Raw genomic sequence first — 14,840 nt, 5'->3', positions numbered from 1 at the left:
CGCTAGACCCTGCGGATGATGCGCCGCAGCAGCGGATCGCGCCAACAAAGCGATGGACGAAGATGATAAGCGCGCCTTATCGCTCGGGGATGCGTCACCTGCCGCCGCTCGCCGCCGTCCGTGTGTTCGAAGCGGCCGCGCGCCACGAGAATTTCACCGCCGCTGCGACGGAGCTGGGGATGACGCAGGCGGCGGTCAGTTATCAAATACGCCTGCTTGAAGAACGGCTTGGCCTGCCGCTGTTCCGCCGCGAACGCCGCCGTGTGGTGTTGACCGAGGCCGGGCGCCGCGCCGCCGCGCAGCTTACCGCGGCGTTCGACTCGATCGACGCCGCCTTTGCCGGGCTGCGCGCGGAGGACGAGGCGGTGCTGACCGTCTCGACCACCAATACCTTTGCGAACCTGTGGCTGGCATGGCGACTCGGCGGCTTCCAGCTCGCGCATCCCGATACGGCGGTGCGGATGCTCACCGACAACCGGCTCGCCGACTTCGCCGCCGACGAGGTCGATGTCGCGATCCGCTCCGGGTCCGGCGGATGGCCGGGGCTCGCCGCGCACCGGCTGATGACGCTCGACTTCACCCCGATGTGCGCGCCGTCGTTCCTTGATGACCATGGCGGGCGACTCGAACCCGCCGATCTGCTCCAGCTGCCGCTCATCAGCGCGCATGATCCATGGTGGGCGACATGGCTGCGCGATGCCGGGCTCGACGTCGTCGCGGCGCGGCACACCGGCATCCGGCTCGATTCGCAGGCGCACGAGGGACGTGCCGCGATTGCCGGACAGGGCGTGGCGATGCTGACGCCGCTGTTCTGGCAGAACGATCTTGCCGCCGGGCGGTTGGTGCAGCCGTTCGCGCATGTCGGGCGCGACGGCGAAGCCTATTGGCTCGTTTATCCCGAGGCGAGGGCGAGGGTGGTCAAGATCAAGCGCTTCCGCGAATGGCTGCTCGCGACGCTCGGCGATTCGCCGCGCTGAGGCGCGGAACGGTTGTGGAACGTCGCCCCGCGCTGCTACCACCCGCGCCGACATGGCCACCGACCTCTCCGACAATCCCCCGATCGGCATCCTCGACGCCCCGTTCGACAGTGCGCTGAGCGAGCGGTATCTCGTCTATGCGCTGTCGACGATCACCGCGCGGTCGCTGCCCGACGTGCGCGACGGCCTGAAGCCGGTGCACCGGCGGCTGCTGTGGGCGATGCGGCTGCTCAAGCTCGATCCGGCGTCGGGGTACAAGAAGTGCGCGCGCGTCGTCGGCGACGTGATCGGTAAATACCACCCGCACGGCGATCAGTCGGTCTATGACGCGATGGTGCGGTTGGCGCAGGATTTCGCGCTCCGTTATCCGCTGGTCGACGGGCAGGGCAATTTCGGCAACATCGACGGCGATAACGCCGCCGCCTATCGCTACACCGAGGCGCGGCTGACGCAGGTCGCGATCGACCTGATGGACGGGCTGGACGAGGACGCGACGGAGTTTCGCCCGACCTATAACGGCGAGGAGCAGGAGCCCGAGCTGTTCCCCGGCGCCTTCCCCAATCTGCTCGCGAACGGCGCGAGCGGGATCGCGGTCGGGATGGCGACCAGCGTCCCGCCGCACAATGCCGCCGAGCTGATGGACGCCGCGATTCTGTTGGTCGACCGGCCCGACGCCGACGATGCCGCGATCCTCGAACATGTGAAGGGACCGGACTTCCCGACCGGCGGGTTGCTGGTCGACGCGCCCGCGATCATCGCCGAGGCCTATGCGACCGGGCGCGGCGCGTTCCGGGTCCGCGCGCGGATCGAGAAGATCGCCGAAAAGGGCGGCGGCTGGCATCTGGTGGTGTCGGAGATCCCCTATGGCGTCGCCAAGGGCAAGTTGATCGAGCAGCTCGCGGCGCTGATCGAGGACAAGAAGCTGCCGATTCTCGCCGACGTCCGCGACGAATCGGACGAGCAGGTGCGGATCGTGCTCGAGCCGCGCAGCCGCACCGTCGACGCACAAGTGCTGATGGACGGGCTGTTCCGGCTGTCCGATCTGGAAACGCGCGTACCGCTCAATCTCAACGTGCTCGACAAGGAGCGCACGCCGCGCGTGATGTCGCTGCGCGCCGCGCTGGCGGCGTGGGTCGAGCATCAGTTCGTGGTGCTGCAACGCCGTACCGAGCATCGGCTGGGCAAGATCGCCGACCGGCTGGAGCTGGTCGGCGGCTATATCGTCGCCTTCCTCAACCTCGATCGCGTGATCGAGATCATCCGCACCGAGGACGAGCCGAAGGCGGTGATGATCGCCGAATTCCAGCTCACCGATCGCCAAGCCGAGGCGATCCTCAACATGCGGCTGCGGTCCTTGCGCCGGCTGGAGGAAATGGAGCTGAAGCGCGAGCAGGCGGCGCTGGAGAAGGAACAGGCGACGCTGACCGCGCTGCTCGGCTCCGAGGCGAAGCAGCGGACGCGGCTCAAGGCCGATTTCCGCAAGGTGCGCGATCGCTACGGCCCCGAGACGGCGCTCGGCAAGCGGCGGACCGAGCTGCGCGAACAGGCGGTGGCGCGCGACATCCCGCTGGAGGCGATGATCGAGCGCGAGCCGATCAGCGTGATCCTGTCGGCGCGCGGCTGGATCCGCGCGATGAAGGGGCATGTCGACCTGTCCGCGCCCGAGACGTTGAAGTTCAAGGAAGGCGACGGCCCGGCCTTCGCCTTCCATGCGCAGACGACCGACAAATTGCTGCTGGCGGCGGGCAACGGGCGGTTCTTCACGCTGGCGGCGGACAAATTGCCGGGCGGGCGCGGATTCGGCGAGCCGGTGCGCGCGTCGATCGACCTCGACGGCAGCGTACCGATCGTCGCCTTCCTGAGCGCGGCGCGCGCGGCACGGCTGCTGGTCGCGGCGAGCGACGGACGCGGCTTCATCGTGCCGGTCGCCGAGGTGATCGCGGAGACGCGCAAGGGCAAGACGGTGGTGACGCCGCGCGCCGGCGCGACGCTGGCAGTGGTCCATCCGGTCGCGCCCGCCGACGATTTCGTCGCGGTGATCGGCGACAATCGCAAGCTGGCGCTGTTCCCGATCGCCGACCTGCCCGAGATGACGCGTGGGCAGGGCGTGCAATTGCAACGCTATCGCGACGGCGGGCTGGCGGATGCGCGGACGCTGGTGTTCGCCGAGGGGCTGAGCTGGGCGATGGGCGGGGGCAGCGGGCGGACGCGCACCGAGGCGGACCTGTCGCAATGGCGCACCGCGCGCGGCGCGGCGGGACGGATGCCGCCGAACGGCTTCCCGCGCGACAATCGGTTTTAATGCTGCGACCGCGTTAACCATCCGATCATCGTCTGCGCCTAAGGTCGTGCCGGAAGCGTATCGATTGCCAGCGTGGAAGATGACGGCCTTAAAGCCGACCTTAACCCTTCGCCTCTAGTCGTGCCGTTGATGGCAACGCGTGCGACATGGCTGACCCGGCACCTGGTGACTTCGCCCGAGTCGCCCGGCCTGACCGCGCATCAGGGATCGTTGGAGCTTGTTCCGATCCCGCTCGCGCTCGCTTCGCTGAACAAGGGACATGTCGGCTTCGAGGTCCACAATCGCGCCTTCACCCGCGCACGATTGATCGACGAGCCCCATCTGAAGCCGATCATCGAAACCTTCCTCACCTCCGACGCGCAGGAGGAGGAACGTGACTGGCAGACCGGCGCGGCGGTGGAACGGCGGCATTACCGCATCACGCTGTCGCGACTGCCGCAACGGACAGACCGGGCGTGCGTCGTCTCCTTCGTCGACCAGACCGCCGAGGTGCGCACCGAAGAGACGCTGCGCCGCGAAATGGCCACCGACAGCCTGACCGGGCTGCCGAACCGAGGTGGCTTCACCGACGCGCTGGAAGCGAGCATCGCGCAGGGCCATGCGTGCTGGGCGGTGTTGATGATCGACCTCGATCGCTTCAGCCGCTTCAACGCCTGTCTGGGATCGCTGACCGGCGACGAACTGCTCATCACGGTCGCGCGCCGGATCAAGGGGGCGTTGCGCGCACGCGACACGCTGGCGCGGACGGGCGGTGACGAATTCGGCGTGCTGTTGACGATCGACACCGGGCGCGAGGAAGCCGATCAGGTCGCGCGCCGCATCCGCGATGCGCTGGCGACGCCGTTCCGCCTGAGCGAATATGAACTGCGCGTGTCATGCGCGATCGGGATCGCGTTCGGCGACGCCGAAGTGGCCGATGCCGAAGACGTGATTCGCCATGCGCAGGTGGCGATGAAGAAGTCGAAGGCGACCAAGAACGCCGAAGCGTACCAGACGCGCGCGCTCGATTCGGCACGCGCCGAGTTCGCGATGGAAACCGCGCTGCGCCGCGCGATCGAGAGCGAGCAACTCAACCTCGTCTATCAGCCGATCTGCGATCTGGAGACGGGGCGCGTCAACGGGTTCGAGGCGCTGTGCCGCTGGACCGACGAGCAGGGCGGCCGCCACGAACCGAGTCGCTTCATCCCGGTCGCCGAAGAATCGGGGCTGATCGTGCCGCTGGGGCGCTGGGCGCTGGGCAGTGCGCTGCAGACGCTGGCGGCGTGGGATGCGCGCGCCGGGGGGTATTGCGGCGCGACGATGGCGGTGAACCTTTCACCGATCCAGTTGCAACGCGACTCGATCGCCGGGGTGGTGCGGCGCGCGCTCTACGATTCGGGGTTGGATGGCGGACGGCTGAAGCTGGAAATCACCGAAAGCGCGCTGATCAACGATCCCGACCGGATCGCGCGGGTGCTGAACGGGCTGAAGGAAACCGGCGTCTCGATCGCGATGGACGATTTCGGCACCGGCTTCTCGAACCTCGCTTCGCTGCAGAAGCTGCCGATCGACGTGTTGAAGATCGATCGCAGCTTCGTCACCGGGCTGCTGACCGACCGCGACAAGGTGGCGATCGTCCGCGCGATCCTTGGCCTGTCGCAGGCGCTCGGGATGGATACGGTCGCGGAGGGGATCGAGGGGATCGACGTCGGGCAGACGCTGGCGGCGCTCGGCTGCACCTTCGGACAGGGCTATGCCTATGCCCGACCGCTGGAACCCGACGCCGCCTATGCGTTCTTGTGCGAGCGCAACGCCTGAGCCACTTCTTCGTCGGCGATCGTGCCGACCCGTTCGGCGGGGGGGAAGCCCTCCGCGATCCAGCGATCCTCGACCGCGCGGAGCGTCCGCGCGACGTCCGGCCCCTTGGCAAGCCCGCGGGCGACCAGCGCGCCGCCCCCGATCGGTAGCGCCGGGCGTTCCCAGCCGACCAGCGCGCGCGGGTCCGCCCCGGCCAACAATAGTCGGTCGATCGCCCCCTCGATCCCGGCGCGGTAACCGAGCGCGAGCGGACCTTCGTCGCCCGGGCCGGCGCTGGCCTGGATCAGGCGCTTGCGATCGTTGTTCGACAATTTCAGCCGTGCCCCGACCGCCTCGGCCGCCGACGGCGCGACCAGCGCGGCGAGTCGCCGGATCGCGTCGGGCGCGACTTCTGCCGCGGCCTCGCGGGCGGCGAGATCGGCCAGCCGGGCGACGCCCTCGCCATCGATTTCGGGCAGCACCGGGCGGAAAATGCCGCGCGCCTCCATCAGCGTGACCACGCCGACCGCGCCGGGGGCGACGAGCAGCTTGAGCAGTTCGGCGGCGATCCGCTCGCGGCTGAGCGCCATCAGGTCGTTGGCGCGGGCGATGCAAGCCTCCAGTCCCTCGGCATCGATCGCGTCGCCGAACCGCGCGTGGAACCGGAAGAAGCGCAGGATGCGCAGGTGATCCTCGGCAATGCGGCGATAGGGATCGCCGATGAAGCGCACGCGCCGCGCGGCGAGATCGTCCAGCCCGCCGAACCAGTCGAAGATCTCGCCGGTCAGCGGATCGGCGTAGAGCGCGTTCATCGTGAAATCGCGCCGCGCCGCATCCTCGCGCCAGTCGTCGGAGAAGGCGACCACGGCGTGGCGGCCATCCGTGGCGACGTCGCGGCGCAGCGTCGTGACCTCTACGACCGTGCCGTCGCTGACGGCGGTGACGGTGCCATGCGCGATCCCGGTCGGCACCGCCTTGATGCCCGCCGCCTCGAGCCGACGCACGACCTCTTCCGGCGCGAATTGCGTCGCCAGATCGATGTCGGCGACCGGCAGCCCGAGCAGCGTGTCGCGCACCGCGCCACCGACCCACCGCGCCATGCCGTTCGCGCCGTCGAGCGCGTCGATCAGCCGGTCGAGCCCCGCACGCGTCCGCCACGCGGCGGCGGGCAGCGTCATCCCGGCCATCGCAGCCGCCGAGCGAGGTTGACGATCATTCCCGCCGTCGCACCCCAGATCCGCCGTTCGTTCCACATCATCTCCACGTAGCGGCGCTCACGGCCCTGATAGACGGCGGTCGCCGTGCGCTGGTTGGCGGCGTCGAGCAGGAAGGCGAGCGGTACCTCGAACACCGCCGCGACCTCCGCCTCGCTCGCGACCAGCGGCAGATCGGGCGGCACCACCCCGACGACCGGGGTGATCGCATAGCCGGTCCCGGTGCGATAGGGATCGGAGGTGCCGATCACACCGACGACCTCGCGCGGCAGGGCGATCTCTTCCTCGGCCTCGCGCAGCGCGGCGGTGATCGCATCCTCGCCGGGGTCGACGCGGCCGCCGGGGAAGGCGACCTGCCCGGCGTGGCGGCGCAGTGTTTCGGTGCGCTGGGTGAGCAGCACGCCGGGCGCAGGGCGATCGGTGATCGCCACCAGGACCGCCGCGGGGGTGAGCACCGCGTCGGCGGCGTGATCGTGATCGTCCCCCAGCAGCGCCGGGGCCGCATCGGTGGTCAGCGCGGCGGCGAGCCGCTCGGCGAGCGTCACGGTTGCAGCGCGAAGAAGCTGCCGGCGCTCCAGATGCCGGGCGTGGCGTCGTCGCCCGCCAGCGCGCGCTCGGCGAGGTCGTAATAGACGGGGCGTGCGATCAGCGCCTCCAGCCCGCCGCGGACGTGAACATAGGGGTGCGGCCCGTCGGCGCACTCCTCGAAGCGCAGCGGATGCGCGGCGGACGCGGTCACCAACTCGCCGGTGTTGAGCCGAAAGGCGAGCGTCGCGTCGCGACCGTCACCCTCTGCCTTCATCTCCAACGCGACGAACGGCGCATCCTCGACCGCGATGTCGAGCCTTTCGACCGGCGTGACCAGCACATAGCCGCCATCGGGCTCGCGCCGCAGGATGCGGCTGAACGCGCGCACCATTGCCTCGCGGGTGATCGGCGCACCCTGATGATACCAGGTGCCGTCGCGTGCGATCCGCATCTCGCTGTCGCCGCAATGTGCCGGGTTCCAGCGCTCGACCGGGGGCAGCCGGTCGCTGTCGGCGAGCCGCGCGATGTCGGCGATGGTCAGCGTGTCGAAATCGGGGAGCGGCGCCATCGGCATCGCGCTCACCTAGGGTGCGGGTGGCGCGCGGTAAAGGTCAGGCCGCCGCGGTGGCGTGGCGGCGTGGGCCGAGCACGCCGGGAATGGCGGGCACATTCACGCCGCGCGCGAGCAGCCGGTGGCGCTCGACCGGGCCGGGCAGACGCCACGATCCGGTCGCGGCGGCGTCGAAGCCGAAGAAGCGGCCGTAATATTCCGGGTCGCCGATCAAGGTCAGCGGCGGCCCGCCCGTCGCGGCGGCGAGCGCCGCCTCCATCAGCCGCCGTCCCAGCCCCTCCTGCTGCCGCTCCGGCACGATCGCGACCGGGCCGATCAGCACCAGCGGCCAGACCGTACCGTCGTCGCCGTCGAACTGCACCGGCCAGCATTGGATCGAACCGAGCAACGCATCGCCCTCGACCAGCGCGAAGCTGAGCCCCGGAATCGCCCACGTACCGGCGCGGAGACGATAGGCGGTGCGCGCATGACGGTCGCACCCGAATGCCCGGTCGAGCAAGCGCTCCACCGCTTCGTCGGGGATCGTGTCGATTGGCACCATCTGGGTCACGCGCGCGCTGCCTCCTGCCCGCGATCGAGGTGGACGCCCGGGCGCGGGCGCTTTAGGGCGAGCCCCGCCGATCGGCAACGGACACGTGACGACGGCAGCGATGGCAACCGGAATGATCGAATGAAGCTCTACGACGCCGAGCGCGCGCCCAGCCCGCGGCGCGTGCGGATCTATCTGGCCGAAAAGGCAATCTCCGTCGAGCGCGTGCCGGTCGATCTGGCGGGCGGCGCGCATCTGCAGCCCGACTTTCTCGCGATCAATCCGCGCGGGACTGTGCCGGCGCTGCAACTCGACGATGGTGAGGTGATCGGCGACTCGACCGCGATCTGTCGCTTCTTCGAGGCGCTGCACCCCGATCCGCCGCTGTTCGGCGCCCGGCCCGTCGAGGTCGCGCGCGTCACCGCCTGGACCCGGCGCGTCGAAGCGGAGGGCTATACGGCCTGCGTCTACGCGCTACGCAACGCCGCGCCCCGGTTCGCGGATCGTGCCGAGCCGGGCATCTGGCCCGCGCTGCCGCAGCTTCCCGATCTCGCGGCGCGCGGCACGCGGATGTGGGAGACGTTCGTCGCTACGCTCGATGCGCGGCTTGCCGACAACGAATGGGTGGCGGGCGATCGCTACAGCTACGCCGACATCACCGCGCTGGTGACGGTCGATTTCGCGGCGATGGCGAGGCTGACGCTGCCCGATGGGGTGCCGCATCTGCGCCGCTGGCACGCCGCCGCCAGTGCGCGGCCGAGTGCCGCCGCATGAGCTACGCCCCCGATACGCTCGAACTCGAGGTGCACGACCTCGAAGTGCAGGTGCTGACCGGCATCTACTCCGAAGAGACGCATCTGCCGCAGCCGCTGCGCATCTCGCTGACGGTGCTGCTCGACGCGCCGACGCATTATGCGCCGGACACGCCGCTGTCGGCCTCGAAGAACTATCTCGACCTCAAACATGCCGCGACCGATGCGTTGGCGACCGCCGGGCATTTCACGCTGATCGAGGCGGTGGCGGATCACATCGCGGACACGCTGTTCCTTCAGGACCAGCGCGTCCGGCGCGTGAAGGTGAAGATCGTCAAGCTGGCCATCGCCGAGGCGGGCGAGGCGATCGGCATCACATTGGTCCGGCACCGCCGCTGACGGTTTGCGCGGCGACGGGGGCCGCGCGGCATGGGCCGAGCTGCTCCATGACGAAGCCGTAATCGGCCTGTGCCTGCGTCGCGTCATCAGGCGAGAGCGACGCCGTGCTGCGCTCCGGCAACGTCGCCGGAAGCGCACAGGCGAGCCGATACCACAGCAGCGTGTCGCGCTTCGGCGTCGGCGCCGAATCGTCGATGATCTCGCTGAGCGCGACCGACCAGCGCGGTTCTTCGCCCGGACGGCGGAGGATCGAGAGCGCCGCCGGGCGATTGTCGCGGGTGCGGAGGAAAATCTGCGTTTCGCCCTCGCCAGGCAGCGCGCCGGGGACGTGGAAGGCGTTGCCGACGTCGGTGATGACCGGCGGGGCATCCGGCGCGGCGATTTCGGACGCGACCGCACGCACCCTTTGTTCGAGCGCCGGGCTCCAGTCATGCTGCGCGCCGGGCTCGACCAATTGGATTTGACCCGCCTGTCCCGCTACGGGACGCGCGAAGGCGAGTACGCGGCGCTTCTTGAGCTGGGGCACGCGGCCGCGCCAGTCCGGGGCGACGTCTACCAGCCAGCCGACGCGTGCAGGGATCGCGCTGGCGCCACGCACCAGTGTCGTCACATCGGCCTCGACGTAGAAGCGGGTCTTGCCGGGAGCCAGGCCAGCCGCCTCCGCGCCTTTGATTCGCGAGGCGGAGCGAATCGTTGCGTCGATTACCAACGGGCTGGCGATCACCAGGTCGGCAAGATCGGCATAGCCCAGCGAAGGGGCGGCCGGCGCGGCAGCGGGCGCTTGCTGGGCACGGGCGGCACCGGGCGTGATCGCCGGGGTCAGCAGCGCGGCGGCGGGGAACAGGAAAAAAATGCGCTTGGTCATAACGCATGGGATAGACGCGGGCGCACAAACGATACAGAAATAAAAACGTCGCAGTCCGGCTGTACGTTTGTTGCGTCCGACAAAGCGTTTGCGCTCCCAAAAGGTGCGCGATAGGACTTGTGTGTCTGTAGGTAGCCTATTGGGCGCTACGGAAAGGTAAACAACCCGGCCGGATCGCGATCCGGTCACGCCACGGGCCGCAGGATGAGGGAGTTTCGTTGCTGAATGGCCTATTCTGACCAGAAGATGAGCGGGGGTAAGGTCGGCGCGCTGGTAATCGTCGCGTTGATCCACGTTGCCCTTGGCTATGCCTTCATAACCGGCCTCGCGACGAATTTCGTCAAGAAGCAGGTCGAGAAGCTGAACACGTTCGACGTCGAGGAGCCACCGCCCCCGCCGCCGGAGGAGCCGCCGCCCCCGCCGCCCGACACGCCGATGACGCCGCCGCCGGTGGTGTCGCCGCCGCCGATCGTGCAGAATCCGAACCCGCCGCCCGTGACGGTCGCGACGGTGCCGACCCCGCCGCCGGTCTATGTGGCCACGCCGACGGTCGCTCCGCCCGCTCCGCCTGCGCCGCCCGCCCCGCCGGCTCCGCCTGCGGTCAGCAAGGCTGCCGGTCTGAAGGGTAACCCCGGCCAGTTCTTCGGTGCCGACAACTATCCGCCCTCGGCGATCCGCGCCGAAGAGCAGGGGCGTGTCGTCGCGAAGCTGACGGTGGGCACCGACGGGCGCGTCACCGACTGCGTGGTCACCACGTCGAGCAACTCCTCGGCGCTCGACCAGGCGACCTGCCGTATCGCCAAGAGCCGCGTGCGTTTCTCGCCCGCGCAGGATGCGGCCGGCAATCCGATCGTCTCCAGCTATACGCTGCCGGTGCGATGGGTGCTGCCACAGAATTGATCCGCGTGACCCTGGCCGCGCGGACCAGAATCGCCGGCCGACAATCTATTTGGCTTAAGGAAGACACCGAATGATCATCAACATCCTCGCCGCGGGTGGGACCGCGGCAGCCGAGAACCAGTTCGGCCTGCAGCAGGCGCTGAAGGAAGGCGGCATCATCTCGCAGTCGGTTTTCACCATCCTGGTGGTGATGTCGGTTGTGTCCTTCTACATCCTCTTCTCGAAGCTGTTCGAGCAGCAGAAGATCATCAACCAGGCGAAGCGCGTCCGGTCGAACTTCTGGAACAGCACCTCGCTGCGCGAAGGCTCGGCGAAGCTCGAGAAGAACTCGGCGTACAAGCAGCTCGTCGATGACGGTCTGGCGGCGCAGGAGCAGCACTCGAAGCTGACCGATCCGGTCGAGGCGCACGACTGGCTGCACGGCTCGCTGGCCCGTTCGGAAGCCGCGATCAACTCGAAGCTCGGTGGCGGTCTGGCGTTCCTCGCCACCGTCGGCGCGACCTCGCCGTTCATCGGTCTGTTCGGCACCGTGGTCGGCATCTACCGCGCGCTGATCAAGATCGGCGCGTCGGGCGATCCGTCGATCGACAAGGTCGCGGGCCCGGTCGGTGAGGCGCTCATCATGACCGCGCTCGGCCTCGTCGTCGCCGTTCCGGCGGTGCTGGCGTACAACTGGCTGCAGCGCCGCAACAAGTCGATCGCGGAAGACCTGTCGGCCTTCTCGAACGACGTGCTGGGCTTCCTGGCCTCGAACGGCGCGGTCCGCCCGTCGATCGGTGCGACGACCACCACCGCCAAGGCGCCGGCCAAGCCGGTCGGGGCGACCACGACCGCCGGCCAGACCGGTGGCGTGCAGACCCGCCCGTAAGGCGAAGGGATAAGCGGGGCCGTCGCGTTCGGCGGCCCCGTCGATCACCTGCCGTCGCACCGGCGCCGCCCGGCGGCCCGCAGCGGCGGAACGAGAGAATAGGATAGCCTGATGGCGATGAGCGTTGGCGGAGATTCCGCTGAATCCCCGATGTCGGACATCAACACGACGCCCCTCGTGGACGTCATGCTGGTGCTCCTCATCATCTTCCTGATCGCGGTGCCGGTCGCCATCCAGACGGTGAAGGGCATCAAGCTGCCCAGCGTCGTCTTCGACCCGACCACGACCAAGCCCGAAAACGTGTCGCTGTCGGTCTCCGGCAACAACGGCGCCTGCCAGGTCTATTGGGGCATCACCCCGGTGACGCACCAGGAACTGCTGGACCGCGCGGTCGCCAAGCTGAAGACCGAGATCGATCGTCAGGGCGGCCCCGGCAACCCCGACCTCGAGCTTCCCGAAGCGCACGTCCGCGCCGACGTCAACACGCCGTGGCGGTGTGTCGCGGGCACGATCTACAACATGCAGATGGCCGGCTTCGCCAAGGTCGGGTTCATTTCGCAGCCCAAGGGCGGCGGCGCCTGAGCGAGGAGTAGCTGACATGGCAATGAGTGCAGGCCGCGATGACGGCGAGCCGATGATGGACATGAACACGACGCCGTTGATCGACGTCATGCTCGTGCTCCTCATCATGTTCATCATCACCCTCCCGGTCCCGACGCACGCGGTGAAGGTCGACCTGCCGGTCAACGATCCGAAGGCGCAGAAGCCGCCGGTCGATCCGATCAAGAACAAGATCGCGATCGACGCCGCGGGCGGGATCACCTGGAACGGTACCCCGGTCAATTCGACCGTGCTGCGTCAATATCTCGACCAGTCGGCGGCGATGAGCCCGGAGCCGGAACTGCAGTTCCAGCCCGATCCGGCGACCCGCTACGACGTCGTCGACCAGACGCTGGCCGACATCAAGCGGTCGAACGTCACGAAGCTCGGCTTCGTCGGCAACGAGCAATACTACAAGGACTTCTGATCGCTACGGCGATCGACGGTTCAAACGATGGGCGGCCCTGCGGGGCCGCCCTTTTTGTTGTGTTCCAGGCCCAACGGACTTGCAGGACGCTGATGCCGCGTCCGAGGCGCCGTTCAGCCGAGCACTCCTCGACCGCTAACCAGAGGCTGCGATAAGCTAACGAGTATCTGGGGCAAACCCCGCTTCTTGCCGGCAGGATCAAGAAGGCGGACCCCGGATCACGTCCGGGATGAGGGCAGGAGGCAGGTTACCGGAACGTCGATACGTCCAGGCGCTAGGTGACGAAGCGGCTTGCGGGAATGTCAAATAAGTGACACCTTCATGTCACAAAAGCGTAACGCGATCGTTGGTCGTTCACGCTGGATAGGAGGGTGAAATGCACAGCAAGCTGATGATCCCGGGTGTGGCGCTGGGGGTGCTGATCGCTGCGCCCGCAATGGCGAAAGACCGGGTCGGCTATCAGGCGAATCGCAGCGGGAAGCCTCGCCAAAGCCGAGCAAACGATTTCCGCGGAGCGCGCCATTTTCCCGGAGCGCCCTGAATTGATGCTCAATCTGGCGGCGGTCTACGCGCGGACGGGACGCGACACGCAGGCGCGGGCGCTATATGCCGACGTGCTCGGGCGGGAGCCGATTGCGATGGATTTGGCCGATGGCAGCGTCCGAAGCTCGCATGAACTAGCCCGCGCCGGGATGGCACGGCTAAGCACCACGATCGCAACGCGCTGACTCCCAACCTGTGCCTGTCGCGCATCAGGTGTTGCGCGATGGGCGCGGTCGGCATTCCTCGGCGGGTGATTACAATCAACTGCGCCGAGCCCGCAAGGAAGCGGGCTCCGGGTCGAGACCGGGATGGCAGCGATATGGTGGAGACCGGCTCAGCTTCGGCGCACCGCACCGCTGGGATCCGAGCGCCCCCGCGATCCGGCGGTCAGGTCAGAGGCGTGGCAAGGTTACGCCGCGCTGGCCCATATATTTGCCCGCTCGATCGGCGTAGCTCGTCTCGCACGGCTCATTCCCCGAGAGGAACAGGAACTGGCACGCGCCCTCGTTGGCGTAGATCTTGGCGGGTAGTGGCGTGGTGTTCGAGAATTCCAGCGTGACATGCCCCTCCCAGCCGGGTTCGAGCGGGGTCACGTTGACGATGATTCCGCAGCGCGCGTAGGTCGATTTGCCGAGGCAGATCACCAGCACGTCGCGCGGCACGCGGAAATATTCGACGGTCCGCGCCAGCGCGAAGCTGTTGGGCGGGATGATGCACACGTCGGTCTTGCGATCGACGAAGCTGTTCGCCGCGAAATCTTTGGGGTCGACGAGCGCATTGTCGACGTTGGTGAAGATCTTGAACTCGTCGGCGACGCGCGCGTCATAGCCGTAGCTCGACAGCCCATAGCTGATGCAGCCGTCGCGGCGCTGCGACTCGACGAAGGGATCGATCATTCCGTCGATGAGCGCGCGCTCGCGAATCCAGCGGTCGGACATGACGGACATACGGCAATTCCCTTCGAACGGATGCGCTTTCGCGGCTGAACGCGCGCGGTGCAAGACGCATCGCTAGGCCGCTGACGTCCGCAGCGCTATCGTTCGATCGATGCTCCGCCTGATCCTGCCGTTCGCCTATCGTATGCGTCGCCGCGCGATGGCACTGCTCCGCTGGCGGACGCGCGGCGTGAAGCTGCTGGTATTCAATCGTGACGGCCGCGTGCTGCTGGTGCGACATCGGTACGGGCGGAGCGATCTGCACATGTTGCCTGGCGGCGGCATCGCGCGTGGCGAAGCGCCGGAGCTGGCGGCCGCACGTGAGTTGCGCGAGGAAACCGGTTGTGTCGCCCGGGCACTCACGATGGTGGCGCGGTACGAGTCGCGAGCCGAGGGGCGGCGTGACACCGTCTTCTTGTTCACCGCGCGCACCGAAGAGATGCCGGTGCCGGATGGCCGCGAGCTGGCCGAGGCGACGTTTCACCCGCTCGACGCGCTGCCCCCGACCGTCTCGCCAGCGACACGGCGGCGCATCGACGAGTGGCAAGGCCGCCGGGAGCGCAGCCTCGACTGGTAGGTCCTTGCGATTCATTCTCACTGCCCACGGCCTTGCCCCTCCGGGGGCGGGGGTCTAGAGCGTGCCGGTTCCGTTCG

17 protein-coding genes are annotated in these 14,840 nt (G+C 68.3%); 11 read left to right on the top strand and 6 right to left on the bottom strand.

The genetic code is table 11. The annotated features are described in order from the left end of the window. The first annotated feature begins 62 nt into the window (after positions 1 to 62). From gcvA to PGN16_RS09985, 3 genes are all read left to right on the top strand, one after another. Positions 63 to 977, top strand: coding sequence for a transcriptional regulator GcvA (gene gcvA / locus PGN16_RS09995; RefSeq protein ID WP_335309249.1), 915 nt, complete (start codon positions 63 to 65; stop codon positions 975 to 977). A 52-nt stretch (positions 978 to 1,029) separates the two neighbouring features. Then, a complete protein-coding gene (parC, locus tag PGN16_RS09990; RefSeq protein ID WP_335309248.1) occupies positions 1,030 to 3,279 on the top strand; it encodes a DNA topoisomerase IV subunit A in 2,250 nt (749 codons plus the stop codon). A gap of 165 nt (positions 3,280 to 3,444) precedes the next feature. Continuing rightward, positions 3,445 to 5,076: a putative bifunctional diguanylate cyclase/phosphodiesterase gene (locus PGN16_RS09985; protein WP_335309247.1), complete on the top strand. Its 1,632-nt coding sequence runs from the start codon at positions 3,445 to 3,447 to the stop codon at positions 5,074 to 5,076. Here the strand turns inward: PGN16_RS09985 and PGN16_RS09980 are convergent. Genes PGN16_RS09980 through PGN16_RS09965 form a run of 4 tightly spaced genes read right to left on the bottom strand, consistent with a single transcriptional unit; the run spans position 5,046 to position 7,918 of the window. Next, on the bottom strand, positions 5,046 to 6,242 hold the full coding sequence (locus PGN16_RS09980; RefSeq protein ID WP_335309246.1) for a CCA tRNA nucleotidyltransferase: 1,197 nt from the start codon (positions 6,240 to 6,242) through the stop codon (positions 5,046 to 5,048). The two genes, PGN16_RS09985 and PGN16_RS09980, sit on opposite strands and share 31 nt — an antisense overlap. After that, complete coding sequence (locus PGN16_RS09975; protein ID WP_443019616.1) at positions 6,230 to 6,814, bottom strand: CoA pyrophosphatase; 585 nt, start codon at positions 6,812 to 6,814, stop codon at positions 6,230 to 6,232. Before PGN16_RS09975 ends, PGN16_RS09980 begins: the two co-directional genes overlap by 13 nt. Then, a complete protein-coding gene (locus PGN16_RS09970) occupies positions 6,811 to 7,371 on the bottom strand; it encodes a DUF1285 domain-containing protein (RefSeq protein ID WP_335309245.1) in 561 nt (186 codons plus the stop codon). The genes PGN16_RS09975 and PGN16_RS09970 overlap by 4 nt, the downstream gene beginning before the upstream one ends. A gap of 37 nt (positions 7,372 to 7,408) precedes the next feature. Continuing rightward, positions 7,409 to 7,918 (bottom strand): GNAT family N-acetyltransferase, encoded by a 510-nt coding sequence (locus tag PGN16_RS09965; RefSeq protein ID WP_443019615.1) that lies wholly within the window; start codon positions 7,916 to 7,918, stop codon positions 7,409 to 7,411. Between the two features lie 120 nt (positions 7,919 to 8,038). On the opposite strand from PGN16_RS09965, the gene PGN16_RS09960 reads away from it, so the two are divergent. Both PGN16_RS09960 and PGN16_RS09955 read left to right on the top strand, forming a co-directional pair. Beyond that, positions 8,039 to 8,671: a glutathione S-transferase family protein gene (locus PGN16_RS09960; protein WP_335309244.1), complete on the top strand. Its 633-nt coding sequence runs from the start codon at positions 8,039 to 8,041 to the stop codon at positions 8,669 to 8,671. Continuing rightward, positions 8,668 to 9,048: a dihydroneopterin aldolase gene (locus PGN16_RS09955; protein WP_335309243.1), complete on the top strand. Its 381-nt coding sequence runs from the start codon at positions 8,668 to 8,670 to the stop codon at positions 9,046 to 9,048. Before PGN16_RS09960 ends, PGN16_RS09955 begins: the two co-directional genes overlap by 4 nt. On the opposite strand, the gene PGN16_RS09950 is transcribed toward PGN16_RS09955, so the two are convergent. Beyond that, on the bottom strand, positions 9,023 to 9,913 hold the full coding sequence (locus PGN16_RS09950; RefSeq protein WP_335309242.1) for a hypothetical protein: 891 nt from the start codon (positions 9,911 to 9,913) through the stop codon (positions 9,023 to 9,025). The two genes, PGN16_RS09955 and PGN16_RS09950, sit on opposite strands and share 26 nt — an antisense overlap. Before the next feature lie 225 nt (positions 9,914 to 10,138). On the opposite strand from PGN16_RS09950, the gene PGN16_RS09945 reads away from it, so the two are divergent. From PGN16_RS09945 to PGN16_RS09925, 5 genes are all read left to right on the top strand, one after another. After that, a complete protein-coding gene (locus tag PGN16_RS09945) occupies positions 10,139 to 10,813 on the top strand; it encodes an energy transducer TonB (protein ID WP_335309241.1) in 675 nt (224 codons plus the stop codon). A 70-nt stretch (positions 10,814 to 10,883) separates the two neighbouring features. Continuing rightward, a complete protein-coding gene (locus PGN16_RS09940) occupies positions 10,884 to 11,681 on the top strand; it encodes a MotA/TolQ/ExbB proton channel family protein (RefSeq protein ID WP_028966990.1) in 798 nt (265 codons plus the stop codon). A 111-nt stretch (positions 11,682 to 11,792) separates the two neighbouring features. Further along, on the top strand, positions 11,793 to 12,263 hold the full coding sequence (locus tag PGN16_RS09935) for an ExbD/TolR family protein (RefSeq protein ID WP_335309240.1): 471 nt from the start codon (positions 11,793 to 11,795) through the stop codon (positions 12,261 to 12,263). A 16-nt stretch (positions 12,264 to 12,279) separates the two neighbouring features. Beyond that, positions 12,280 to 12,708, top strand: a complete 429-nt coding sequence (locus PGN16_RS09930; RefSeq protein WP_037488544.1) for an ExbD/TolR family protein — start codon at positions 12,280 to 12,282, stop codon at positions 12,706 to 12,708. Between the two features lie 376 nt (positions 12,709 to 13,084). Beyond that, entirely contained in the window at positions 13,085 to 13,249 is a 165-nt protein-coding gene (locus tag PGN16_RS09925; RefSeq protein ID WP_335309239.1) for a hypothetical protein, read from the top strand. A gap of 394 nt (positions 13,250 to 13,643) precedes the next feature. On the opposite strand, the gene dcd is transcribed toward PGN16_RS09925, so the two are convergent. Next, on the bottom strand, positions 13,644 to 14,198 hold the full coding sequence (gene dcd / locus PGN16_RS09920; RefSeq protein WP_335309238.1) for a dCTP deaminase: 555 nt from the start codon (positions 14,196 to 14,198) through the stop codon (positions 13,644 to 13,646). A 100-nt stretch (positions 14,199 to 14,298) separates the two neighbouring features. Here dcd and PGN16_RS09915 point away from each other — a divergent pair, with 100 nt between their 5' ends. Continuing rightward, positions 14,299 to 14,763: an NUDIX domain-containing protein gene (locus tag PGN16_RS09915; protein ID WP_335309237.1), complete on the top strand. Its 465-nt coding sequence runs from the start codon at positions 14,299 to 14,301 to the stop codon at positions 14,761 to 14,763. Positions 14,764 to 14,840: the final 77 nt, after the last annotated feature.

The organism is Sphingomonas phyllosphaerae, from assembly GCF_036946485.1.
In the GTDB taxonomy this organism is placed as follows: Bacteria; Pseudomonadota; Alphaproteobacteria; order Sphingomonadales; family Sphingomonadaceae; genus Sphingomonas; species Sphingomonas phyllosphaerae_E.
Note: the sequence above shows the minus strand (reverse complement) of the source record. Positions and strands in the feature narration are given on the sequence as shown.

Bases quoted from the DNA above. Each gene is read 5' to 3' on its own strand.
- gcvA (WP_335309249.1), top strand. From the start codon at position 63: ATGATAAGCGCGCCTTATCGCTCGGGGATGCGTCACCTGCCGCCGCTC.
- parC (WP_335309248.1), top strand. From the start codon at position 1,030: ATGGCCACCGACCTCTCCGACAATCCCCCGATCGGCATCCTCGACGCC.
- PGN16_RS09980 (WP_335309246.1), bottom strand. From the start codon at position 6,242: ATGGCCGGGATGACGCTGCCCGCCGCCGCGTGGCGGACGCGTGCGGGG.
- PGN16_RS09970 (WP_335309245.1), bottom strand. From the start codon at position 7,371: ATGCCGATGGCGCCGCTCCCCGATTTCGACACGCTGACCATCGCCGAC.
- PGN16_RS09960 (WP_335309244.1), top strand. From the start codon at position 8,039: ATGAAGCTCTACGACGCCGAGCGCGCGCCCAGCCCGCGGCGCGTGCGG.
- PGN16_RS09955 (WP_335309243.1), top strand. From the start codon at position 8,668: ATGAGCTACGCCCCCGATACGCTCGAACTCGAGGTGCACGACCTCGAA.
- PGN16_RS09950 (WP_335309242.1), bottom strand. From the start codon at position 9,913: ATGACCAAGCGCATTTTTTTCCTGTTCCCCGCCGCCGCGCTGCTGACC.
- PGN16_RS09945 (WP_335309241.1), top strand. From the start codon at position 10,139: ATGGCCTATTCTGACCAGAAGATGAGCGGGGGTAAGGTCGGCGCGCTG.
- PGN16_RS09940 (WP_028966990.1), top strand. From the start codon at position 10,884: ATGATCATCAACATCCTCGCCGCGGGTGGGACCGCGGCAGCCGAGAAC.
- PGN16_RS09935 (WP_335309240.1), top strand. From the start codon at position 11,793: ATGGCGATGAGCGTTGGCGGAGATTCCGCTGAATCCCCGATGTCGGAC.
- PGN16_RS09930 (WP_037488544.1), top strand. From the start codon at position 12,280: ATGGCAATGAGTGCAGGCCGCGATGACGGCGAGCCGATGATGGACATG.
- PGN16_RS09925 (WP_335309239.1), top strand. From the start codon at position 13,085: ATGCACAGCAAGCTGATGATCCCGGGTGTGGCGCTGGGGGTGCTGATC.
- dcd (WP_335309238.1), bottom strand. From the start codon at position 14,198: ATGTCCGTCATGTCCGACCGCTGGATTCGCGAGCGCGCGCTCATCGAC.
- PGN16_RS09915 (WP_335309237.1), top strand. From the start codon at position 14,299: ATGCTCCGCCTGATCCTGCCGTTCGCCTATCGTATGCGTCGCCGCGCG.